Annotated in this window: 23 protein-coding genes and 1 other annotated feature; of the genes, 6 read left to right on the plus strand and 17 right to left on the minus strand. The window is 55.9% G+C overall.

The window, feature by feature from the left end; translation table 11 throughout:
• Positions 1 to 17 precede the first annotated feature (17 nt).
• A complete protein-coding gene (gene ybaL / locus IFU29_RS08935) occupies positions 18 to 1,700 on the plus strand; it encodes a YbaL family putative K(+) efflux transporter (protein ID WP_191933595.1) in 1,683 nt (560 codons plus the stop codon).
• A 70-nt stretch (positions 1,701 to 1,770) separates the two neighbouring features.
• Here ybaL and IFU29_RS08940 read toward each other — a convergent pair whose 3' ends face one another.
• From IFU29_RS08940 to IFU29_RS08970, 7 genes are all read right to left on the minus strand, one after another.
• Positions 1,771 to 3,075 (minus strand): inosine/guanosine kinase, encoded by a 1,305-nt coding sequence (locus tag IFU29_RS08940; RefSeq protein ID WP_191933596.1) that lies wholly within the window; start codon positions 3,073 to 3,075, stop codon positions 1,771 to 1,773.
• An 87-nt stretch (positions 3,076 to 3,162) separates the two neighbouring features.
• A complete protein-coding gene (gene hemH, locus IFU29_RS08945; RefSeq protein ID WP_191933597.1) occupies positions 3,163 to 4,122 on the minus strand; it encodes a ferrochelatase in 960 nt (319 codons plus the stop codon).
• Between the two features lie 116 nt (positions 4,123 to 4,238).
• Positions 4,239 to 4,883, minus strand: coding sequence for an adenylate kinase (gene adk / locus IFU29_RS08950; RefSeq protein WP_198424987.1), 645 nt, complete (start codon positions 4,881 to 4,883; stop codon positions 4,239 to 4,241).
• 93 nt (positions 4,884 to 4,976) lie between these two features.
• Positions 4,977 to 5,879 carry a DMT family transporter gene (locus IFU29_RS08955; protein ID WP_191933599.1) on the minus strand — a complete coding sequence of 301 codons (903 nt, stop codon included), beginning with the start codon at positions 5,877 to 5,879 and terminating at the stop codon, positions 4,977 to 4,979.
• Positions 5,876 to 6,751 carry a DUF6024 family protein gene (locus IFU29_RS08960; protein WP_191933600.1) on the minus strand — a complete coding sequence of 292 codons (876 nt, stop codon included), beginning with the start codon at positions 6,749 to 6,751 and terminating at the stop codon, positions 5,876 to 5,878. The genes IFU29_RS08955 and IFU29_RS08960 overlap by 4 nt, the downstream gene beginning before the upstream one ends.
• On the minus strand, positions 6,751 to 7,149 hold the full coding sequence (locus IFU29_RS08965; protein ID WP_191933601.1) for an NUDIX hydrolase: 399 nt from the start codon (positions 7,147 to 7,149) through the stop codon (positions 6,751 to 6,753). Before IFU29_RS08965 ends, IFU29_RS08960 begins: the two co-directional genes overlap by 1 nt.
• Before the next feature lie 53 nt (positions 7,150 to 7,202).
• Complete coding sequence (locus tag IFU29_RS08970) at positions 7,203 to 7,907, minus strand: hypothetical protein (RefSeq protein ID WP_191933602.1); 705 nt, start codon at positions 7,905 to 7,907, stop codon at positions 7,203 to 7,205.
• 207 nt (positions 7,908 to 8,114) lie between these two features.
• Here IFU29_RS08970 and IFU29_RS08975 point away from each other — a divergent pair, with 207 nt between their 5' ends.
• Complete coding sequence (locus IFU29_RS08975) at positions 8,115 to 8,990, plus strand: LysR substrate-binding domain-containing protein (protein WP_191933603.1); 876 nt, start codon at positions 8,115 to 8,117, stop codon at positions 8,988 to 8,990.
• 86 nt (positions 8,991 to 9,076) lie between these two features.
• Here IFU29_RS08975 and htpG read toward each other — a convergent pair whose 3' ends face one another.
• From htpG to IFU29_RS08995, 4 genes are all read right to left on the minus strand, one after another.
• Positions 9,077 to 10,951, minus strand: coding sequence for a molecular chaperone HtpG (gene htpG, locus IFU29_RS08980; RefSeq protein ID WP_191933604.1), 1,875 nt, complete (start codon positions 10,949 to 10,951; stop codon positions 9,077 to 9,079).
• 99 nt (positions 10,952 to 11,050) lie between these two features.
• Positions 11,051 to 11,656, minus strand: coding sequence for a recombination mediator RecR (recR, locus tag IFU29_RS08985; protein ID WP_062745039.1), 606 nt, complete (start codon positions 11,654 to 11,656; stop codon positions 11,051 to 11,053).
• Positions 11,657 to 11,756: 100 nt separating this feature from the next.
• Positions 11,757 to 12,434 carry an isochorismatase family protein gene (locus tag IFU29_RS08990; protein ID WP_191933605.1) on the minus strand — a complete coding sequence of 226 codons (678 nt, stop codon included), beginning with the start codon at positions 12,432 to 12,434 and terminating at the stop codon, positions 11,757 to 11,759.
• A 56-nt stretch (positions 12,435 to 12,490) separates the two neighbouring features.
• Positions 12,491 to 13,360, minus strand: coding sequence for a pirin family protein (locus IFU29_RS08995; protein ID WP_191933606.1), 870 nt, complete (start codon positions 13,358 to 13,360; stop codon positions 12,491 to 12,493).
• Positions 13,361 to 13,468: 108 nt separating this feature from the next.
• Between IFU29_RS08995 and IFU29_RS09000 the strand changes: the two genes are divergently transcribed.
• The gene (locus tag IFU29_RS09000) at positions 13,469 to 14,371 is read left to right on the plus strand and encodes a LysR family transcriptional regulator (RefSeq protein ID WP_191933607.1); all 903 of its coding nucleotides are present in this window, start codon (positions 13,469 to 13,471) and stop codon (positions 14,369 to 14,371) included.
• Between the two features lie 44 nt (positions 14,372 to 14,415).
• On the opposite strand, the gene IFU29_RS09005 is transcribed toward IFU29_RS09000, so the two are convergent.
• From IFU29_RS09005 to IFU29_RS09025, 5 genes are all read right to left on the minus strand, one after another.
• On the minus strand, positions 14,416 to 14,745 hold the full coding sequence (locus IFU29_RS09005; RefSeq protein ID WP_017799391.1) for a YbaB/EbfC family nucleoid-associated protein: 330 nt from the start codon (positions 14,743 to 14,745) through the stop codon (positions 14,416 to 14,418).
• 52 nt (positions 14,746 to 14,797) lie between these two features.
• The gene (gene dnaX, locus IFU29_RS09010; RefSeq protein WP_191933608.1) at positions 14,798 to 16,741 is read right to left on the minus strand and encodes a DNA polymerase III subunit gamma/tau; all 1,944 of its coding nucleotides are present in this window, start codon (positions 16,739 to 16,741) and stop codon (positions 14,798 to 14,800) included.
• Positions 15,398 to 15,459 (minus strand) — a sequence feature (DnaX frameshifting element). Its footprint overlaps the gene before it by 62 nt.
• 215 nt (positions 16,742 to 16,956) lie before the next feature.
• Entirely contained in the window at positions 16,957 to 17,571 is a 615-nt protein-coding gene (locus IFU29_RS09015; RefSeq protein ID WP_191933609.1) for an Ail/Lom family outer membrane beta-barrel protein, read from the minus strand.
• A gap of 201 nt (positions 17,572 to 17,772) precedes the next feature.
• On the minus strand, positions 17,773 to 18,324 hold the full coding sequence (apt, locus tag IFU29_RS09020) for an adenine phosphoribosyltransferase (RefSeq protein WP_191933610.1): 552 nt from the start codon (positions 18,322 to 18,324) through the stop codon (positions 17,773 to 17,775).
• Positions 18,325 to 18,480: 156 nt separating this feature from the next.
• On the minus strand, positions 18,481 to 18,858 hold the full coding sequence (locus IFU29_RS09025; protein WP_191933611.1) for a DUF454 family protein: 378 nt from the start codon (positions 18,856 to 18,858) through the stop codon (positions 18,481 to 18,483).
• A gap of 66 nt (positions 18,859 to 18,924) precedes the next feature.
• On the opposite strand from IFU29_RS09025, the gene priC reads away from it, so the two are divergent.
• The 3 genes from priC to rsmS all read left to right on the plus strand — a co-directional run bounded on the left by priC (position 18,925) and on the right by rsmS (position 19,971).
• Positions 18,925 to 19,461 (plus strand): primosomal replication protein PriC, encoded by a 537-nt coding sequence (gene priC, locus IFU29_RS09030; RefSeq protein ID WP_191933612.1) that lies wholly within the window; start codon positions 18,925 to 18,927, stop codon positions 19,459 to 19,461.
• A 66-nt stretch (positions 19,462 to 19,527) separates the two neighbouring features.
• Positions 19,528 to 19,773, plus strand: a complete 246-nt coding sequence (locus IFU29_RS09035) for a GlsB/YeaQ/YmgE family stress response membrane protein (RefSeq protein WP_191933613.1) — start codon at positions 19,528 to 19,530, stop codon at positions 19,771 to 19,773.
• Positions 19,774 to 19,809: 36 nt separating this feature from the next.
• Positions 19,810 to 19,971 carry a pleiotropic regulatory protein RsmS gene (gene rsmS / locus IFU29_RS09040; RefSeq protein WP_191933614.1) on the plus strand — a complete coding sequence of 54 codons (162 nt, stop codon included), beginning with the start codon at positions 19,810 to 19,812 and terminating at the stop codon, positions 19,969 to 19,971.
• Here the strand turns inward: rsmS and acrR are convergent.
• Positions 19,968 to 20,606: a multidrug efflux transporter transcriptional repressor AcrR gene (acrR, locus tag IFU29_RS09045; RefSeq protein WP_191933615.1), complete on the minus strand. Its 639-nt coding sequence runs from the start codon at positions 20,604 to 20,606 to the stop codon at positions 19,968 to 19,970. The two genes, rsmS and acrR, sit on opposite strands and share 4 nt — an antisense overlap.
• Positions 20,607 to 20,655: the final 49 nt, after the last annotated feature.

Consider the following 20,655-nt stretch of genomic DNA (forward strand, 5'->3'; position numbering starts at 1 on the left):
ACATAAAGGAGACAGGCATGCATCACACCACACCGCTTATCACCACTATCGTAGGAGGCTTAGTTCTCGCCTTCCTCTTCGGTATGCTGGCCAATCGTCTGCGCATTTCTCCTCTTGTCGGTTATCTTTTGGCTGGCGTCCTTGCCGGACCCTTTACACCGGGTTTTGTAGCAGACACGAATCTGGCCCCGGAACTGGCTGAACTGGGGGTGATCCTGCTGATGTTTGGCGTGGGTCTGCACTTCTCGCTGAAAGACCTGATGGCGGTAAAGTCGATTGCCATCCCCGGTGCCGTTGCACAAATCGCCGCCGCCACGCTGTTAGGCATGGGGCTGTCGTGGGCGCTGGGATGGCCAATAATGACAGGTCTGGTGTTCGGGCTGTGCCTGTCCACCGCCAGCACCGTCGTGCTGCTGCGGGCACTTGAAGAGCGGCAGCTGATTGACAGCCAGCGTGGACAGATTGCTATTGGCTGGCTGATTGTGGAAGACCTGATGATGGTGCTGGCGCTGGTGCTGCTGCCTGCTCTCGCCGGACTGTTCGAAGAAGGAAATGCCAGCGTCACCACCATCATGATTGACCTGCTGATCACCATCGGCAAGGTGGTCGCCTTTATGGTACTGATGATGGTCGTCGGACGCCGCGTGGTGCCGTGGATACTCGCCCGCAGTGCTGCCACCGGTTCACGCGAGCTGTTTACCCTCTCGGTGCTGGCACTGGCGCTGGGCATTGCCTTTGGTGCAGTCGAGTTCTTTGATGTTTCCTTTGCACTGGGTGCCTTCTTCGCCGGTATGGTGCTGAACGAATCTGAACTGAGCCACCGGGCGGCGCACGATACGCTGCCCCTGCGCGACGCCTTTGCCGTCCTGTTCTTCGTTTCCGTCGGCATGCTGTTTGACCCGATGATCCTGGTCCAGCAGCCGCTGGCCGTCCTGGGCGCGCTGGCGATTATCGTCTTCGGCAAATCCCTGGTCGCGCTGGCGCTGGTGATGCTGTTTGGCCACTCCAAACGCACCGCGCTGACCATCTCCGTCAGCCTGGCCCAAATCGGGGAGTTCGCCTTTATTCTCGCCGGACTGGGCATCTCACTGAATATCTTACCGGAGAGCGGGCGTAACCTGGTGCTGGCAGGCGCTATCCTTTCGATCATGCTGAACCCGATCCTGTTTGCCGTACTGGAGCGCTATCTGCAAAAAACAGAAACCATCGAAGAGCAGACCATGGAAGAAGCTATTGAAGAAGAGAAACAGATCCCGGTTGACCTGTGCAATCACGCAGTGATTGTTGGTTTTGGCCGCGTCGGCAGCCTGCTGGGCAGCCGCCTGATGGAAGCCGGTATTCCCATTGTGGTGGTGGAAAACAGCCGACCGCGCGTTGAGGCGCTGCGCGCACAGGGGATCAAAGCCGTGCTGGGCAATGCCGCGCGCAGTGACACGATGGCGCTCGCCCGTCTGGACTGTGCGCGCTGGCTGCTGCTGACGATCCCGAACGGTTATGAAGCCGGGGAAATTGTCACTGCCGCGCGGGAAACTCGCCCGAATATCGAGATTATCGCCCGCGCACATTATGACGATGAAGTGGATTACATCATGGAGCGCGGTGCAGATCGTGTGGTGATGGGCGAGCGGGAGATCGCGAACAGCATGCTGAATCTGCTGCTGTTGAGTCCGGTGGAAACCCCGGCGGAATGCCCGATTTAACGCTCTTCAGGGGCGGCCCTCTTTTCCGGTCGCCCCGCTCCGATGACGGGCATAATCCTTCTTATGCCTCTTATCGTTCCCAGTAAGACTCTTCCAGGCTGTCTTCCCGTTCCGGCAGCCCGCGCGTCAGGCGCGGCGAATGTTGATTCAGTACCTGATAGCTCACGCGATTGGCATATTTACACACCTGCGCCAGCGAGGAGTAAGTGAGGTAGTTGCGCCCGTGCTTGCTCGAGTTTGGCACGTTGGAACGGTGAAAGTTATTGGCCGTAATATCGTGCAACAGCGCCGCCAGCGCGCCGTCCCCTGCCCCGTTCGTATTCATGATCTTCTCCGGCCCACCCATGTAGGGCGCAATATGGGAAAATATACGCAAAGGCTGGGTACAGTCCTGATGGCGCATGGCGCGGCTGAACTCGTACTGGTTGAACTCAGGAATGGCCCCCGGCAGTAACGGATGCTGCGTAGTGCGCTTGCCGGACTCCTCGGTAAAGGCAGCCATATACAGGCCATTAGGCCCCGCCGTGCAAAGCACCAGATCCACCCAGTCGAGGGCAATGTTTGCCGCCTGCAGCGGGTCCTGTTCGCCGGTCAGTTCGAACGCCTCATCCTCGTTCATCGCCACCACAGAGACGTGCTCGCGCAGGAAATCACGCCAGAACTGCGGATTATCCGCAATGACGTATTTGGTGCCCAGCGTCAGTACCACCGGGACGTTGTGCTTCTTCGCCCAGTGGATCGCCTGCATGGTCGCCGCCGGCATCGGCTCGCCCGGCTTGCAGCGCACCAGATACGAGGTCAGCACCAGCGCCGAAGCCCCGGCAATGACCTCCTCAGGAATACTCTGCGGATGCAGCTGGTTCATCATCCCCGGACTGATGGCAAAGGTGCGCTCACCATTATCGCCAATCAGGGTAAAACAGCGGCCAATCGCCCCGTCCACGCCCTGCAGATAGTTCAGGTCGGTCCGGCTGGAGGTATTACACAGATAACGGTACGCGTAACCGCCAATCTGGACGTTGTTGCACATCACGCCCAGCAGCACCGAACGGTCATCGGCCAGGACCGAATAGTTGTGCAGCGTATTACCGATGGTGCCACCAGCAAACTGGTGAGTGATCAGATTATGGGCAACCAGCTCGGCATAGAGCGCCTCGGCAACGTCATCTTCAATCACCAGCGAGTGGCCGAGGCTCAGGCCATAGCGCGTCACAAAGTCATCGTCGACCTTCGCTTCAATGTCGACCAGAATCTGATCGATACCGACAATCCAGCTGTTCGCTGCATCATTTTCCGGCTGAACCGGCTGCAGCAGGGGATCGCGGGCGCTGACGGGGAAATAGTGTTTAGATTTACGCTTACCGGGGAATTTCATAATTGCAGGCTACAAGAGAGGATCAGAGCGCAATCATAGCACAATTGCGCTCTGTGACGATCCGGGGACAAGGGCTGCCCCACGGTTTTAGCGGTGCTGGTTGACCAGTTCCAGCATCATGGTGACATGTTCTTCGTCATCATTCAGCGCCGGAATGTACTCAAACCGCGTACCGCCTGCATGCAGGAAGATTTCACGGTTTTCTCCGTTGATCTCTTCCAGCGTTTCCAGGCAGTCAGAGGAGAAACCCGGGCTCATTATCTGCACGTGCTTCACGCCCTTGGCGGGCAGTGATTTCATGGTTTCATCGGTGTAAGGCATCAGCCATGGCTCACGACCAAAGCGCGACTGGAAGGTCAGCATGGCTTCGCTGCTGCCCAGTCCGAGTGACGCGGTCAGCGCGTTAAAGGTGTCGTAACAGCGCTGCGGATAGTCATCGCCTTCATTGGCAAAACGCTGCGGGATACCGTGGAATGAGGTGACCAGCAGGTCGGGCTTGCCGTGCTGCGCAAAAGAACGCTCCACCGACGCTTTCAGCGCGGCAATATAGGCCGGGTGCTCAGCGTAGTCGCGGATGAAGTGTACGGAAGGCAAGCTACGATAACCGGCAAAGACCTCGGTAATACCGTCCCACACGGCGGCCACCGTCGAGCAGGAAAACTGCGGATAGAGCGGCAGCACGATTAAACGCGTAACACCCTGCTGCATCAGGCTGTCGATGGCGCTTTTCAGGCTCGGATTACCGTAGCTCATCCCCAGTTCTACCGGCATATCCAGTCTGGCAGCCAGCGCATCGCGCTGACGCTTGCTGAAGACCAGCAGCGGAGAGCCATCGTCCATCCACACGGAAGCATACAGCTTCGCCACGCGAGGGGAACGGATCGGAAGGATCCCAAGATTCAGGATTGGCCACCATAGCCAGCGCGGAGAGTCGACCACGCGCTTATCGCTAAGGAACTGTTTAAGGTAACGTTTTACGGCAGGTGTCGTTGGGGCATCTGGGGTGCCTAAATTAACCAGTAATACGCCAGGCTTATCTTGCCTCATTGTTATTCCTTTTTACGGCATCGTCGGGGGATGAAACGAGACTTATTCTAGCGGAAAAAAGCGGGGGATAAACCAATTGCTGCAATTGAGCCAGGGGGAACCCTGGCTCAGCGGCATTAACCGAGGATTTTAGACAGCTCAGCGCTGACTTCAGTCACTTTACGGGTGCCGTCAATTTTGTGGTACGCGGTGTTACCGGCATCCGCTTCTTTGCTGTAGTAAGCAATCAGCGGTGCGGTCATCTCGTGGTATTCCACCAGACGTTTACGTACGGTCGCTTCCTGATCGTCTTTGCGGATGGTCAGTTCTTCACCAGTCACGTCATCTTTACCTTCCACTTTCGGTGGATTGTAGGTGACGTGGTACACACGACCGGACGGCGCATGGACCCGGCGGCCGACGATACGATCAACGATCAGTTCGTCAGGTACGGCAAACTCCAGCACGTAGTCCACTTTAATGCCCGCTTCCTTCATGGCATCAGCCTGAGGAATGGTGCGTGGGAAACCGTCCAGCAGGAAACCGTTGCGACAGTCTTCCTGAGCAATACGCTCTTTAACCAGCGCAATGACCAGCTCGTCGGTCACCAGTTTACCGTCATCCATAATCTGTTTGGCTTTCTGACCCAGTTCCGAACCGGCTTTAACAGCGGCGCGTAACATGTCACCCGTGGAGATTTGCGGAATACCGTATTTCTCCATAATGAACTGAGCCTGAGTCCCTTTACCTGCACCCGGAGCTCCGAGCAGAATAATACGCATTGCGTAAATCCCCTTGCGAATCGCTTGATTGATCACTTTATCTGAGCGCAAGAACATACCATTTTGGCCCGCTATCCACAAGGAAGGGCACGGTTAACCTGCATCCGCATAGCGTTGCAGCGCCCCCTGGCGACGGGCGTAAAGAGACTGAGAAAGCACCGCAATGATGATAATCGCCCCACCAATAACTGCATGAATTGTAGGCACTTCGTCCATAAACAGATACATCCACAGCGGCGCAAGCGCCGTTTCAAGCAGCAAAAACAGCCCGGCGTTGGCCGGCGAGACAAAACGCGTGGATAACGTGATTAACCCCATGGCCAGCGGCATAATCAGCGCCCCTTCAGCGATCACCCAGCCATATTGCGCGGCGGATAACACTTTCAGACTATCGGCCATGTTGGCGTCGGGCCAGAGCAGGATTAACACCGATGCCAGCACCGCCCCCAGGGAGGGCAATCCGGCCGTGCCGCCGCTGACGCGGGAGGTAAAGCTAAACGCCAGTGCCATCGATACCGCCGTGCCCAACGCATAAACATTGGCGATACCGCTGTGACCGAGACCGCGCCCCGACATCACAATCACCACGCCCGCGATCCCCGCCAGCGAGGCCAGCATCACGCTGCGATCGATCGCCACTTTGAAGAACAAACGGCCGATCAGCGCAGAAATAAACGGCGTTGACGAGATGATCACCAATACCGTAGCAACGTTGCCCCGGTTCAGTGCGTTAACGAAGCAGGCCGACGCGATACAAAAAAACAGCGCCGACAGAACATTGTCTTTGGTCAGCCAGGGCGTGCCGAGGGTGCTGCGGCTCTGCCGCCAGAACGCCCACATCAGCATACAGACGCCCCACATGCAGAGACCGCGCAGTACGACGATCAGCCAGGAGTTTTCAATGCCCATCATGCGGATGAAAACGGAATCCGTACTGAGGATCACGCCGCCCAGCAGGCCAATTACGTTGCCATTTATGCTCAAGGTGCTTTTCATTTCGCCTCCCACAGTGCGCAAAGCGCCCGTTCAACCTGCTGCGTCATATCCACCGGTTTACTGCCGTCTCCCCGCGCCCAGCAGGAGATCCGCAGGGTTTTAGCCTGCGGAAAATAGCTGGCCCCTGCCGCTTTTACCTGCTGCTGTACTTCCTCGCTAAGGGCCGGCACGGGAAAACAGCTAAAGGGTAAGCCTGGGGCGCTGATGGAAGTAAAGTCCAGGCCGCCCACGTCCTTCAGCGCGACCGTCCCGACCTTTGCCACGTTATAGGGCTGCCAGCCGGTGCTACGCACGTTATCCAGAGCTTCCAGCAGCGGTTTGGCCGATGACGTTGACTCTTCAAACAGTCGCAGCTCGCTGCGCATCAGGGTGCTGAAATCCTCCGGACGCAGAGCAATGACCGCCAGTCCGATGGTCAGTGAGGCATGCTTGTGCAGGGGCGCGACGAAGATCGAGCTATCGGCTGTCAGTTCGCTATGGCGGTTGGTCGCAAAGCTGTGGGAGGCATCCACCACCCCTTTGCCTTTGCTGTCTTTCAGGCTGTTCACTTCCCCGGTATAGGGATTCACGTGAGTAATGATCGGCACGCTGCCTGGCCCGGTAAAATGGGAGGACGGCGGACTGAAAAGCTCAGTAATAGGCTGATAGTGCGCGTGTTTTGCCAGGCAGAGCGTGGTCTCCTGCTTATGGAACAGGTGTGACAGGATCACCAGACCGACGCGGACTGACTGGACGAAAAACAGATCGTACTCTTCCAGTCGGTAAATACGGGTCAGCTCTTCCCGGAGTTCATCTTTCAGCATAGCGACTCGCTTATAAAACCGATCGCCATGAATCTGTTGTAGCTGGGGGGAAAGTGAGGATGCGTCCATTAGTTGATCAACTCTTGCTGGAAAAGCAGTGGCATAACGTTATCGCGGAAGATCGACCCGACCGCGATTTCACAAGGGGGTTTGCGGTAGTTCACCCACGCAATTTCTTCTATTTCGCTGCCCGCGCGGGGCTGACCGGCAATGTCTACGTGGTAGACGTGATTTTCAATGGCCATGGCTTCGAATTCAGCCTTGCCGTGAAACAGGCCAAACGGCCGGAAACTTTTAATCTGCACGCCCAGCTCTTCCTGCAGTTCACGCTTCAGGCAGCTCAGGTGATCTTCTCCGGCCAGCGGCTTACCACCGGGGGAAATAAAAATGCCGGTGCCCCGCTTGCGGGTCAGCAGCAGGGAACGCTGGTAAATAATAATGGCGGCACATTTAACGATTATTTTCATCGCAGGCTCCGGGTGGCGTAATCCACGGGTTACGCCACCTCTGACAGTCAGATTCAGGCCGCAGCGCTGGCGTTCAGCACGGGCGTCATCAGGGTTTCACCTGACAGGAAACGCACGATGTTGTGCGCCAGCGGGGCTTTATCCTGCAGATAGGCGAGGATCACCTCGTCATTTGGCGTGGAGAAGCTGTCGGCAAAGATGCTGATACCCTCCAGAGACTTGGTGGAGATCCCCAACTGCAGCAGGCGGTACTTCACGTCGTCCGCCGACTGGGCGAACTCATAAATCGGTGACTGATAATTGATGTCGTAACGGGCCATCATCTCCATCAGGAACGTCTTGGCCACCTGGCGCTGTTCCGGGAACTCCATCTGATAATGGGTGATCCCGTCGTTGATGGTATTGATGTCGTTGCGGTGGCAGAAATCCACCAGATGGGCGTGGATCGCCAGCTTCTCCCCCAGCAGTACCAGATTTTTGCGATATTTAAGAATGTCATCTTCCAGATGTTCAATCGCAATCGAGCGGAAAGCGCCGCTGATGTCGGCAATAGTGTGGGCAACCACAAGGTCACCAAACCGGCTTTTCAGCTCATCGACACGGTGCGATAAAATACCGCGATGCAGTGAACAACCACTGTTACCCGACCACAGGTGCACAGGGATTCCCTGTAACATCAGATAACAGGCTGCCAGGGTACTGTCACGGCCACCGGTAAACATAACGAGCTGGGTTTTTGCAGAATGCTGATGGGTCATTTTCCTTTCCTTCGCATAGATGTTGAATGTAATCGTCGGCTGACAAGGGGAAAATACGGCTGTATCACGGAACAAACCAGAAGGGGGTGTTTGCTGGTGGCTCACAGGACAGCACCCCGACCTGGCAGCCAGATTAGGGAAATTGTGCTGGACTTGAAAATGATAAAAACAGACACTCCTTGTTAGATTTTCTAACAAGGTATGATTATGTCTGGCCTTCCTTCCCTGCGGGCACTGCGTTATTTTCATCAGGCAGCGCTGCATCAGAGTTTCAGCCTGGCAGCACAGTCGCTGAACGTAACGCACAGCGCTGTCAGTCATCAAATCAAGCAGTTAGAAGAGTGGCTGGGTAAACCGCTGTTTTTGCGCGTTAATGGCCGCGTACAGCTCACCCCGGACGGTGAACGCCTGAAAGAGTGCTGTATGCAGACCTTTCGCGAGATTGAAGTGACCTGTGAAAAAATCCGTGCGCGCAACCTGCACAGCCTGAGCGTCTCCTGTGCCCCCAGCTTTCTGGCACAGTGGCTGATCCCACGTATCAGCCGCTTCACTGAACGCCACGGCCATATTGCCCTCACCTTTCAGACCCATGTCGATATAGAGCGCGTGCGCAGTGAGCAGACGGACGTGCTGATTGTCAGCCATGAGCAGTCAGTGCAGGAGGATATTGCCGCTACACTGATTACCGTTGACTATATCGGCCCGGTCTGTGCGCCGGCGTTCAGCAACCGCTTTACCTATGAAACGGATTTTTCCACCCTGCCGCTGTTACATGCCGACACCAAGCTGCATGCCTGGGCAGAATGGGCGAAAAAAACTGGGGCAAAGGGAGACTTTTGGGCGGGCCGGCATTTTGACAATCTGACACTGGCCATTCAGGCGGCGCGTAACGGGATGGGAATTATAATGACGCCGCAGATTCTGGTGAAAAAAGAGATCCGCGAGGGATCGCTGATTGCCCCACTGGGGTTTGCTGAAGTGGATCGCGCAACGTGGATGATGGTCAAAGCGGCGCGTCAGGAGGAAACGGAGATTGAGCTTTTCAGACGTTGGCTGTTAGAAGAGGCAGCGATGGTGGGGTAATACCAGGCGGGCGACCTGTATTGCGGACGCCCCTGCCCGGTGACGGCAAGCTGGGCGGACCTGAACAGAGGGTCCGCCCGGCGTGGTTAACCCAGCAGCAGCTGGTTCATACGGCGGATAAACTGATTCGGATCGTCCAGCGACCCTTTCTCCGCCAGCAGCGCCTGCTCCAGCAGCAACTCGATCCACTCGGCAAAGCGACCTTCGTCCTCAGTGTCAGCGGCGCGTTTCACCAGCGGGTGATCCGGGTTAAGTTCAAACAGGTATTTGACTTCCGGCACGTCCTGACCGGCAGCGGCGAAAAGCTTCGCCATCTGGGTAGTCATCTCGTTCGCTTCGGTGGTGACGATCGCCGGCGTATCGGTCAGACGGTGCGTCAGACGCACTTCCTTGACGCGCTCACCCAGCAGCGTTTTCACCCGTCCGACGAACGGCTCCAGCGCTTTTTCTGCTTCTTTCTGCTCTTCGGTTTCCTCATCAGCCAGTTTGCTTAATGCCTCATCGGCTTTACTGACGGACTGGAAACTCTTGCCATCGAATTCGGTCAGGTAGCTCATCATCCATTCGTCGATGCGGTCGGAGAGCAGCAGAACCTCGATACCTTTCTTACGGAACAGCTCCAGGTGCGGACTGCTTTTCGCGGCGGCATAGCTGTCGGCCGTGATGTAGTAAATCTTCTCCTGGCCTTCTACCATGCGGCTGACATAGTCTTCCAGCGACACGGTTTGCGCCGGGCCTTCGCTACTGGTGCTGGCGAAACGCAGCAGTTTTGCAATGGTTTCCGCGTTGCTGCTGTCTTCTGCCGGACCTTCTTTCAGGACCAGGCCAAACTGCTGCCAGAATGACTGATATTTTGCTTCGTCATCCTTCGCCACTTTTTCCAGCATCTGCAGGGAACGCTTAGTCAGCGCTCCGCGCAGGCTCTGGGTAATGCGGCTGTCCTGCAGGATCTCACGCGAAACGTTCAGCGGCAGGTCGTTGGAGTCGATCAGGCCTTTTACGAAACGCAGATAGTTCGGCATGAACTGCTCCGCGTCGTCCATGATGAACACGCGCTGTACGTACAGCTTCAGGCCGTGCTTATGGTCACGGTTCCACATATCCCACGGAGCCTGCGCCGGGATGTACAGCAGACTGGTGTACTCCTGCTTGCCTTCCACCCGGTTGTGGCTCCACGTCAGCGGATCGGTGAAGTCATGGGCAACGTGCTTGTAGAACTCTTTGTATTCGTCTTCACTGATGTCAGACTTGTTACGCGTCCACAGCGCCTGGGCTTTGTTGATCTTTTCCCATGTGGTGGTGTTGTCTTCTTCGTTATGGGTTTCGATCTCTACCGGCAGTGCAATATGGTCGGAGTACTTACTGATGATGCTGCGCACGCGCCAGGCATCGAGGAATTCATCTTCACCTTCGCGCAGATACAGGGTAATTTCGGTGCCACGGTCTGCTTTTTCAATATCGGCAATGGTGTATTCACCTTCACCGGCAGACTCCCAGAACACCCCTTCGGATGCCGCAGCGCCTGCAGCACGGGTGCGGACTGACACTTTATCCGCCACGATAAACGCCGAGTAGAAGCCCACGCCGAACTGGCCAATCAGCTGGCTGTCTTTTGCCTGGTCGGAACCGAGAGATTCCAGGAAAGATTTTGTCCCGGATTTGGCAATGGTCCCCAGGTTCTCAATGACTTCTTCACGACGCATCCCGATGCCGTTATCACTCAGGGTCAGGGTACGCTTTTCCTTATCGACGGACACCCGGACGCGCAGATCGCCGTCGCCTTCATAAAGATCCGGCGTGGATAACGCACGGAAGCGCAGCTTATCAGCAGCATCTGAGGCGTTGGAGATCAGCTCACGCAGGAAGATTTCTTTATTTGAATAGAGTGAGTGGATCATCAGGTGCAGAAGCTGTTTTACCTCTGACTGGAAGCCACGGGTCTCTTGTCCTTTCATGGTCATTGCTACCTCAACTAAAAACAGATGATGAACGTTGAGGTATTAAATGGGGGTGGTAAAAAGGATTTCAAGACGGCACGAAGGGCTCGTGCCGCTGATTGTTCAGAATTTAAACTTTTGACGTCCGGCCAGCGAGTGCGACAGTGTGGTACCGTCCACCATTTCAAGTTCGCCCCCTACCGGCACACCGTGGGCAATGCGGCTGGCTTCAATGCCATACTGTTCACACAGGCTGGCAATATAGTTGGCGGTGGCCTCGCCTTCTACCGTGGGATTAGTGGCGAGGATCACTTCGACAATCTTCTCTTTCTCAAGTCGCTGTTCCAGACGATCAAGGCCGATATCGTTTGGCCCGATGCCATCCAGCGGTGACAGATGCCCCATCAGCACGAAGTAACGACCAGAAAATTGCCCGGTCTGTTCAACCGCATGGATATCTGCCGGACTTTCTACAACACAGATCAGCCCGTTCTCTTGACGTCGCGGATTGGCACAGATAGTGCAAATGTCCTGTTCGGTAAAGGTACGGCAATCAGAACAGTGCCCAATTTCCGACATCGCCCGCGTCAGCGCCTGCGCCAGGCGCATACCGCCGCTACGGTCACGCTGTAACAGCTGGAAGGCCATACGCTGCGCTGATTTTGGTCCAACGCCTGGCAGGCAGCGCAGAGATTCCATAAGGGCGGTAAGTAAAGGGCTGGTTTGCATTGCTCAGACTTCTGAAATAAGAGGGGGCTATAGCCTAACATCTGCCCTGCGGGCGAGCATAGAAAAAGATATTCCCCGGACTTATCCGGGGAAGCATTAATCAGCGACGTTCAGAATCGAGCGTTTCATGGTGGCTGACCACGTCCTGGGCTTTTTGATAGCTTTCCGCCAGCAGCCCATATTCCGTAAAGACCGCAGGCCACAATGCCGCCCAGTCCATCGCATCAGCGCGGTTCCAGCTACCCTGAATTTCGCCCGCGACGGCGGCCGTATCCAGTGGAACCACACCTGCCTGCATGACCCGTGCGAGGGTAATTTCTTGCGCCATCTTCGAGTAGGTCCCTGATGCGTCGATCACCGCGAAGACTTTAAAACCTTCTGCTACCGCGCTAATGGCCGGGAAAGCCATACAGACGCTGGTAACCGTACCAGCAATGATCAGGGTTTTTCGTCCCGTAGCTTTAACCGCAGCGACAAACTCAGCGTTATCCCATGCGTTGATCTCGCCCTTACGGGCAACGTACTGCGCATGAGGTGCATACTGATGGATCTCCGGGATCAGCGGACCATTTGGTCCCTGTGGCACGGAAGCCGTAGTAATTACCGGGATGTTAGCCATCGTTGCCATTTTGGCAAGCATTGTCACATGTCCACGCAATGTCGGCATCGGCATATCATGCACCAACTGAAACAAACCGCTTTGGTGGTCGATTAGTAACATCACGGCGTCATCAACGTCGATCATCGGTTTTTGCCCATTAAAGTTTGCTGGCATCATCTTCGTGCTCCTGTTAATTAAAGCGTTCCGGCTATCCGCATGATAGCCGTTCTGTCTTACTGAATAGACTCGCCAAAACGACCCTGATTAAAATCATCAATCGCCTGGCGAATACCTTCATCCGTGTTCATCACAAACGGGCCATAACCGACCACAGGTTCATCAATGGGCTCACCACTCAGCAACAGTACTACCGCATCGTTGTTTGCTTCTATTTGCACACTGTCACCTTTGGCATCCATCACCACAAGCTGGGCCTCACGGACCACTTCTTCACCGTTAACCTGTACCGTCCCTTTCAGTACCATCAGGGCGGTATTCCAACCTTCCGGTAAGTCCAGGTGCGTTTGAGCATGCGCATTGAGGCGCACGTCCCAGATATGCATCGGTGTAAAGGTCTGGGCGGGGCCATTTTTTCCCGCCATTGACCCTGCTATTACGCGTACCTTTCCGGCATGGTCAGGTAAGGCCACCACAGGGATATCACTGTCTGTAATGGGCTGATAACGCGGCGCTGTCATCTTATCTTTTGCCGGTAAATTGACCCACAACTGCACCATTTCCAGCGTACCACCCGCTGCGCTAAAGGCAGGCGAGTGGAACTCTTCATGCAAAATACCACTGCCCGCAGTCATCCACTGCACATCGCCTGGGCCGATAACGCCACCCTTGTCCGTATTATCGCGGTGAGCCACTTCCCCCGCGTAAACGATGGTGACGGTTTCAAAACCGCGATGTGGGTGTTGACCGACGCCACGCGGTGTTTTATGCCCGGCACTGAACACTGCAGGTCCGGCATAATCCATCAGTAAAAATGGGCTCAGCTGACGGGCCATTGTTGAGTAGGAAAACATTGACCGCACCGGAAAACCGTCACCGACCCAATGAGAGGCAGGAGCAGAATGAACAGCGATAATAGATTTCATGATTTTTCTCCAGACGACCTGTTTCGATGTGAGTGATCTTATGCGCAAGACAAACAATCCGGTAGAGTGTAAAACTGGACTCAGCGTTCTATTAACAGGACAATACGTATGCAGGATTTAAATGACCTGTGGTATTTCGTACAGGTGGTGGATCATGGCGGTTTTTCCCCGGCAAGCCGTGCGATTGGCATACCGAAGTCGCGACTAAGCCGTCGCATTGCGCTGCTGGAAGAGGGGCTGGAGACACGCCTGTTACAGCGCTCAACGCGAAGTTTCACCGTGACGGAGGCCGGTCAGATTTATTACCGACACTGTAAGGCAATGATCATTGAAGCAGAAGCCGCCCAGGAAGCGATTGATACGCTCCGGGTCGAGCCGCGAGGGCTTATCCGGCTGACCTGCCCTGTCGCACTGCTGCACGCCCATATCGGGCCGATGCTGGCGCGTTTTATGATGATGTACCCGCTGACCAGCGTTCAGCTTGAAGAGACGAACCGTCGTGTGGATGTGCTGAACGAAAACGTCGATTTGGCGATCCGTGTACGCCCTCTGCCGCTGGAAGATAGTGAGCTGGTGATGCGTAAACTAGGCACGCGCCCTATGTGCCTGGTCGCGAGCCCGGCATTGGTCAGACTGCACGGTATGCCCACTCTGCCCATGGACTTGCAGCAGTGGCCGAGCCTTGCCGTTGGCCGGCCCCAGCAAACGTATCGCTGGTTTTTATACGGGCCCAATCAGCAAGAGGTGACGCTGTTCCACCAGCCGCGGTTTGTCACCACCGATATGGCCTCATTGCGCACAGCCGCGCTGGCGGGAGTAGGTGTGGTGCAGTTACCGAGGTTAGTGCTAGAAGAACAGCTGGAAAACGGCAGTCTGATTTCCCTGCTACCTGAATGGCATACCAGGCCCGAGAGTATTCATGTGGTGTTCCCCTCCCGGCGCGGTCAGTTACCGGCGGTAAGAGCACTGATTGATTTTCTGGCGGAAAATTATGCGGCAATGGTGGAATAGAAAAATAATCAGAGGCGACACAGCGCATCGCCTCTGGTCTGCTATCAGAATGGCATCTTGAAGCCAGGTGGGAGCTGCATACCACTTGATACCGCAGCCATTTTCTCTTTCTGCGTTTCAGCCACACGGCGCGCTGCATCGTTGAAAGCCGCAGCCACCAGGTCTTCCAGCATGTCTTTGTCATCTTCCAGCAGGCTGGGGTCCACTTCCACGCGACGGCAGTTATGTGCTCCGTTGATGGTCACTTTCACCAGGCCTGCGCCGGATTCACCGGTCACTTCCATGGCAGCAATCTCTTCCTGCACCTGGGCCATTTTATCTTGCATTTGCTGGGCCTGTTTCATCAGGTTGCCCAATCCGGCTTTACCAAACATATGTTCTCTCTCTTCAGCTCAGGCCACATCAGCGTAACGACGATGCGGCGGGTTAAACAGGTCGGATACTTTCTTCGTCCACGTCGGCATCGAAAAACCGACGCAGCGTCTGAATATGAGTATCTGTGATAATAGACTGACGCGCCTGCGCCAGTTTCTCTTCATAGATTTTTTGCCGCCATTCCAGCGGCGTCAGCACCGCAGGATTATCATCTTCCACCACGGTTAATTCAATGGGGTGCCCGGCAGCCGCATTCAAGGCCTCACTCAGCGCTTTTTGCGCCGAAGGCGAGTTCAGATGGCGCTGGCTGGTGCGCAGGTGCAGACAAATACCGTTCGCGGTCTGCTCCTTCCAGGCATTCAGCGCCAGTTGCTGCACCAGTTTCGGCATCGTCAACGCAGCGATTTCAGCCGCCCAGGGATCGCGCGCCTGCGACTCGGCCACCAGCTTGACCATCAGCTCCGGGTTTTTTTCATGCTCCAGCGCCGTGCGTAACGCTTTCGGCGTAGCCACCGGCGCGATCTTCACTTCCGCAGGGTTTTGCGCTTTCCAGCGATACGCCTCTTCCTTTACCGGAACGGCTTCGGCTGCGGCCTGTTGCAGGCGTTGCTGCCCGCGTTCGGTAACCGCTGCAAGCCGCTCCAGGGCCGAACTCGCCGGCCGCGCACCCTGCGCTGCCGGCTCAGTCTTTTTTGGCTTATTCGCCCCCTGATGGCGTAGCAGCTGTGTGCGCGCCTGGAGGAGCTGGCTGGTGGTATCAGGTAATCCCTGAGGTGGAGGTGACGGCTGTACCGGCGGCGGTGAAGACGCGGTATGCGCCTCCACTGTGCTTTGCTGTGCAGGCGCGGCAGCCTCTGCCGGTGCCTGTAAGGTCATGGTCGGGCGCGCAACCGGATCGGCAATAACGGCTTTCGGATGAAATGCCAGCGCACGCAGCAGCGTCATTTCCACGCCCATGCGGCGGTCCGGTGCCAGCGGCAGCTCTTTCCGCCCCACCAGCAGCGTCTGATAATAGAGCTGAACGTCAGCAGGCGGTAACACCCGCGCCAGTTCGCGCAGCCGCTGCTCGATAGCGGCCATATCGTCGCCCAGTGCCGAAGGCAGCAGCTGGATCATCGCCACACGGTGCAGCAGCGTCAGCATTTCCACCAGCAGCGCTTCCCACTCCACGCCGCGTGAAGCGGCCTGACTGAGCAGGGCCATCACCTGCGCGCCCTCGGCGTGAACCAGCGCTTCAATCAGCGCCAGCGGCTGTTCATCATCCAGCGTACCCAGCATGTCATTGACGGTAGCGGTGGTGACCTGCCCCTGCCCCATGGCGATTGCCTGGTCAGCCAGGCTCAGGGCATCACGCATACTGCCGTCGGCAGCACGAGCCAGCAGCTGCAGAGCACGGTTCTCCGCACTGATCTGTTCCGCCTGTAAGACATGTTCAAGCTGGCCGCGGATCTGTTCCTGATCCAGCGCTTTCAGATGGAACTGCAGGCAGCGCGATAAAATCGTCACCGGCAGCTTTTGCGGGTCGGTGGTGGCAAGCAGGAATTTGACGTGCTCCGGGGGTTCTTCCAGCGTTTTTAACAGCGCGTTAAAGCTGTGACGCGAGAGCATATGCACTTCATCGATCAGGTAAACCTTGAAGCGTCCGCGTGCCGGGGCATACTGCACGTTATCCAGCAGATCGCGGGTATCTTCCACTTTGGTTCGCGAAGCCGCATCGATTTCAATCAGATCAACAAAGCGACCCTGCTCGATTTCCCGGCAGTTATCGCACTGCCCGCAGGGGGTGGCGGTAATACCGGTTTCACAGTTCAGCCCCTTTGCCAGCAGTCGGGCAATGGTGGTTTTCCCGACGCCGCGGGTGCCGGAAAACAGATAGGCGTGATGGATACGGCCAAGGGACAAACCGTTAGCCAGCGCGGTCAGAACATGTTGCTGACCAACAACATCAGTAAATGCTTGTGGACGCCACTTGCGGGCCAGTACCTGATAGCTCATTAAGACTTCATCATCGATTGGAATAATTGCATTAAGGTTGTGATAAACCAGACCGGGCAACTATAACAGTTTATCGGCTTCCCCGTCTTATTCCTGTGACTTTATCACACGGCTGGCGGGCAGCAACGGACAAAAAAAAGCCATATGGGCAGGGTAGCGTCGGATGAGAGGGGGCGGGCCAGCCGCCCCGATAAAAGATGCACAGGGGGGAAGGATTAGAACCGGTAGCCAATACCCAGGCTGAAACCGTTGCTGGACGTTTTCTGTACGTGTCCGGCCTGGTAACCCACATCCAGCGCCAGATTATCAATCAGGTTAAACTGGACGCCCGTTCCCCAGGCAAAACGCGCATCAAAAATTTTGTAACGGCCGGTCTGCCCGCCCGGTGGCGTATCGTAGGTAGTCACATTGCTACTGCTCTCCCAGCCTGCGCCGCCCAGCAGATACAGGCTGGCCCAGGAGGTTACGCGGTAGGCCGGGCCCACCATCAGCGAGTAATAACGTACCCGATGATTTTTGATCCCGCCCCCCTCGCCTTCAGGCTGACTTCCTCTGGCATTCATCGCGCTAAACGACACCATGGCGCTGAGAGGGAGTTCGGGGATTTCAAAGCGGTAACGGGCGTTGATCCCCTTCATATTTTTGAAGTGTTTGATATGGCTCTGCGCGTAGCCGAGCGTCACAGTATGCAGGCCGGACATCGCCTTCGGCTGCCAGCTGATGGTGTCGGCATGATAGTAGTGCTGGGAGGCCGGTTCCACCACCGGGCCAGATTCCGCCGCCCCGACCAGGGGGGACACAAACAGCAAAGTGGTAACGATTTTTCTCATCTCGCGCTTCCCTGACAGCGTGGGTCTTCCAGGCGTAATGTTGATTGCCGTCGTATTGTAAAGCAGAGAGGCTGCAGGTCGCGGCGAATTGTGCCTCTGCGCAGAAACGCGCATGTTTTGCCGGCAGGCTGAAAGGGAGGGAGGGAAGAAAAGAAACGTAATCATAGCGGGGCCGGCCGTAGAGGCCGGCCCCGCTAAACACTAGTGACCGGGGAAATTCACCAGGCTGTAGCTTTCAATACCCAGCGCTTTCAGACGGGATTCCCCCGTCAGGTCGAACAGGTTGATAATGAAAGCGGCATGTTGAACACTGCCACCCGCACGGCGGATCAGTTTCACGGTCGCTTCGATGGTCCCGCCCGTGGCCAGCAGGTCGTCGATCACCAGCACCACATCGCCGGGCTGAATCGCATCACAGTGCAGTTCCAGCGTATCGGTGCCGTACTCGAGCTCGTAGGTTTCCGCAAAGGTTTTACGCGGCAGCTTGCCCGGTTTGCGTACCGGCACAAACCCCACACCCAGCCCAAGCGCCACGGGTGCGCCGAACAGGAACCCCCGCGCTTCGGTGCCCACCACTTTGGTGATGCCAGCGTCACGATAGCGTTCAACCAACAGTTCAATGCTCAGTGCAAACGCCGTCGGGTCTTCCAGCAGGCTGGTGACATCACGAAAGAGAATGCCCGGCTTAGGGTAATCCGGGATGCTTTTGATACTGTTTTTAATCAATTCAAGCTGCTGCGCAGTCGCGGTCATAATGTTACGCCTGGTAAATACAAATCTGACTCGCGCAGCTTCATTTCACGCAACGGCCATATTGCCGGGTGAAATTCTGACGTTGAGGGGAAGCCGCGCACGAAAACGACCAAATCTATGCAAAGCGCCGGACAATTGCAACCGCGTTTAGCAAAATCACGGCTTTTCTTGCCCCTCATCAACCACCGGCAGACGGATCATAAAGACCAGCAGGCAGGCGAGGATGACCAGCAGCAGCAGGCGAACCCAGAGGATCTTGACCATCCACAGCGAAAAGGCAAACGTCACAAGGATAAACAGGATCGCCCTGCCCTTCGCCCCCGGTGGCATTGCCCGGTGCTGCTGCCAGTGACGCAGATAGCGTCCGAAGACGGAGCGGTACAGCAGCCAGTGGTGAAAGCGCGGCGACGAACGGGCAAAACACCAGGCTGCCAGCAGCAGAAAGGGCGTCGTGGGCAGCAGCGGCAGCACCACGCCCAGCGTGGCCAGCACCACAGCAACCCAGCCTAAAACAATAAGTATGTAACGTTGCATGGCTCGCCCGGTAAAATGCCTCAGAATCAGGGTATCATAGCGCGCATTTCTGCCCGGGAGAACAAGATGAAAAGCGCAGGTTTACTGCAACAACTCGATATCCAGCTGGAACAACTTGCGCAGGCTGTGGAGCCCCATGCCAACAAGCGAACCGCACAGGCACGCTTCGACAGGCAGCTGTTCCATTGCCATACCACCCGGCTCGGTGATTACCTGCTGGAAGTGCGTCAGACATTTGAGCAGCTTAAGCAAAGCGTGAAGGATAATCGAACCGAGAGCGTGGCGTGGATGGCCGAACGCGTGGTGTTGCAGATGAGTGCGCTGCAGCGCGAGCTGGCGACGCAAAAGCTGCGCAATAACGAACCCCGTACCGTACCGGTGAAAGAAAATTTGTACGAAAAACTGGCTGAACATCAGGATTTCGAAAGGCGCTTACGCGCGATGATTGGCGACCGTGAGAGCCTGCTGTCAGCGCAGGAGACCCTGGCTCAGCAGCAGCAGTTGCAGAGAGAAATCGCAGCGCTTGAAGGCCGGTTACAGCGCTGTCTGCAGGCGCTTAAACGTATTGAGCGCGGCATTGAAAATCGTGAGCGTCACGGGTAGCGGTGCTGCCCTTATGCCGGGTGAAAGGGCTATACTCATCTCACCCTTTTTGACTGGAGCAATGCGATGGGTCTGATCTCATGGCTGGTTATCGGTTTGCTGGTGGGCTTTGTCTCCCGCTATTTCTTTCCCGGCCGCCCCGGCGGACTGATGCCAACACTGGTACTGGCAGCGGTGGGTGCGCTGACGGGTGGCTATATCAGTACCTATATCAATTACGGTACGCTGTCCACGCTTGATCCCCGCGCCCTGCTGATCGCCCTGGCGGGTGCGCTGGTAATGATCGCAGTAATCAAAATTTTACGAATCTGACTGCGCGTCGCGTGGTGGAACAGAACAGGAGCGTTTATGTCGCTGGAAACCGCGCCGGAAGAAGTGAAGCTTGCCGTTGACTTAATTATGCTGCTGGAAGAACATCAGATTGCGCCAGAAACTGTGCTGGCGGCACTGGCGATTGTGCAGCGGGATTTCGAAAAAAAAGTGGTGGCACCGTCCTCAGGGAGACGTTAACCCGGTTTACGCAGCGTCGGGCAGAAAGCCAGCATATCAAGCAGAGTCGCCACCAGCTGTGGCGCATCGGCGGCCAGATCAAAGCTTTCTGGCATAAATAACCAGTTTTCCATGATGCCACTGATATAGCCGCGCATCACAATAGCCGCGCGTCGGGTGTCCAGATTTTCGGGGAGTTGTTTTGCATCAATGCACTGAGCCAGCACTTCTTCTATCTTTTCGTAACATTCGAGATAGAGATTTTGTTGCATCAGCTGTAGGGTGGTCATTTCACCAACAAACTCACATTTGTGGTAAATAATTTCCATAAGTGCACGTCTTCTTGGGTCCCTGGCTGTCGCGTCAAGGACATACAGCACCATAGCACGCATCACAGAAAGTGGATCAGAAGGATATTTTGATTGATACTCAAGCTCCAGGTCCGCCATTCCGGATTCGGACTGCGCCCAAATTTCATTGAGTAAATCGGTTTTATTTTTGAAATGCCAGTAGATTGCACCCCGCGTCACGCCAGCACTTGAGGCAATATCAGCCAGTGACGTTTTAGAAACGCCATATTCAGAAAAACGCTCGATAGCTGCATCGATGATGTGATTGCGCGTTTCCTGCGCCTGTTGTTTGGTATTTCGTGCCATGAGGGTGTTATTTACAAAGGGTTAGACTTACATACATTTCCGAATGTAT

Source organism: Erwinia persicina (assembly GCF_014838825.1).
GTDB classification, from domain to species: domain Bacteria; phylum Pseudomonadota; class Gammaproteobacteria; order Enterobacterales; family Enterobacteriaceae; genus Erwinia; species Erwinia persicina_A.

Bases quoted from the DNA above. Each gene is read 5' to 3' on its own strand.
- ybaL (WP_191933595.1), top strand. From the start codon at position 18: ATGCATCACACCACACCGCTTATCACCACTATCGTAGGAGGCTTAGTT.
- IFU29_RS08940 (WP_191933596.1), bottom strand. From the start codon at position 3,075: ATGAAATTCCCCGGTAAGCGTAAATCTAAACACTATTTCCCCGTCAGC.
- hemH (WP_191933597.1), bottom strand. From the start codon at position 4,122: ATGAGGCAAGATAAGCCTGGCGTATTACTGGTTAATTTAGGCACCCCA.
- adk (WP_198424987.1), bottom strand. From the start codon at position 4,883: ATGCGTATTATTCTGCTCGGAGCTCCGGGTGCAGGTAAAGGGACTCAG.
- IFU29_RS08955 (WP_191933599.1), bottom strand. From the start codon at position 5,879: ATGAAAAGCACCTTGAGCATAAATGGCAACGTAATTGGCCTGCTGGGC.
- IFU29_RS08960 (WP_191933600.1), bottom strand. From the start codon at position 6,751: ATGGACGCATCCTCACTTTCCCCCCAGCTACAACAGATTCATGGCGAT.
- IFU29_RS08965 (WP_191933601.1), bottom strand. From the start codon at position 7,149: ATGAAAATAATCGTTAAATGTGCCGCCATTATTATTTACCAGCGTTCC.
- IFU29_RS08970 (WP_191933602.1), bottom strand. From the start codon at position 7,907: ATGACCCATCAGCATTCTGCAAAAACCCAGCTCGTTATGTTTACCGGT.
- IFU29_RS08975 (WP_191933603.1), top strand. From the start codon at position 8,115: ATGTCTGGCCTTCCTTCCCTGCGGGCACTGCGTTATTTTCATCAGGCA.
- htpG (WP_191933604.1), bottom strand. From the start codon at position 10,951: ATGACCATGAAAGGACAAGAGACCCGTGGCTTCCAGTCAGAGGTAAAA.
- recR (WP_062745039.1), bottom strand. From the start codon at position 11,656: ATGCAAACCAGCCCTTTACTTACCGCCCTTATGGAATCTCTGCGCTGC.
- IFU29_RS08990 (WP_191933605.1), bottom strand. From the start codon at position 12,434: ATGATGCCAGCAAACTTTAATGGGCAAAAACCGATGATCGACGTTGAT.
- IFU29_RS08995 (WP_191933606.1), bottom strand. From the start codon at position 13,360: ATGAAATCTATTATCGCTGTTCATTCTGCTCCTGCCTCTCATTGGGTC.
- IFU29_RS09000 (WP_191933607.1), top strand. From the start codon at position 13,469: ATGCAGGATTTAAATGACCTGTGGTATTTCGTACAGGTGGTGGATCAT.
- IFU29_RS09005 (WP_017799391.1), bottom strand. From the start codon at position 14,745: ATGTTTGGTAAAGCCGGATTGGGCAACCTGATGAAACAGGCCCAGCAA.
- dnaX (WP_191933608.1), bottom strand. From the start codon at position 16,741: ATGAGCTATCAGGTACTGGCCCGCAAGTGGCGTCCACAAGCATTTACT.
- IFU29_RS09015 (WP_191933609.1), bottom strand. From the start codon at position 17,571: ATGAGAAAAATCGTTACCACTTTGCTGTTTGTGTCCCCCCTGGTCGGG.
- apt (WP_191933610.1), bottom strand. From the start codon at position 18,324: ATGACCGCGACTGCGCAGCAGCTTGAATTGATTAAAAACAGTATCAAA.
- IFU29_RS09025 (WP_191933611.1), bottom strand. From the start codon at position 18,858: ATGCAACGTTACATACTTATTGTTTTAGGCTGGGTTGCTGTGGTGCTG.
- priC (WP_191933612.1), top strand. From the start codon at position 18,925: ATGAAAAGCGCAGGTTTACTGCAACAACTCGATATCCAGCTGGAACAA.
- IFU29_RS09035 (WP_191933613.1), top strand. From the start codon at position 19,528: ATGGGTCTGATCTCATGGCTGGTTATCGGTTTGCTGGTGGGCTTTGTC.
- rsmS (WP_191933614.1), top strand. From the start codon at position 19,810: ATGTCGCTGGAAACCGCGCCGGAAGAAGTGAAGCTTGCCGTTGACTTA.
- acrR (WP_191933615.1), bottom strand. From the start codon at position 20,606: ATGGCACGAAATACCAAACAACAGGCGCAGGAAACGCGCAATCACATC.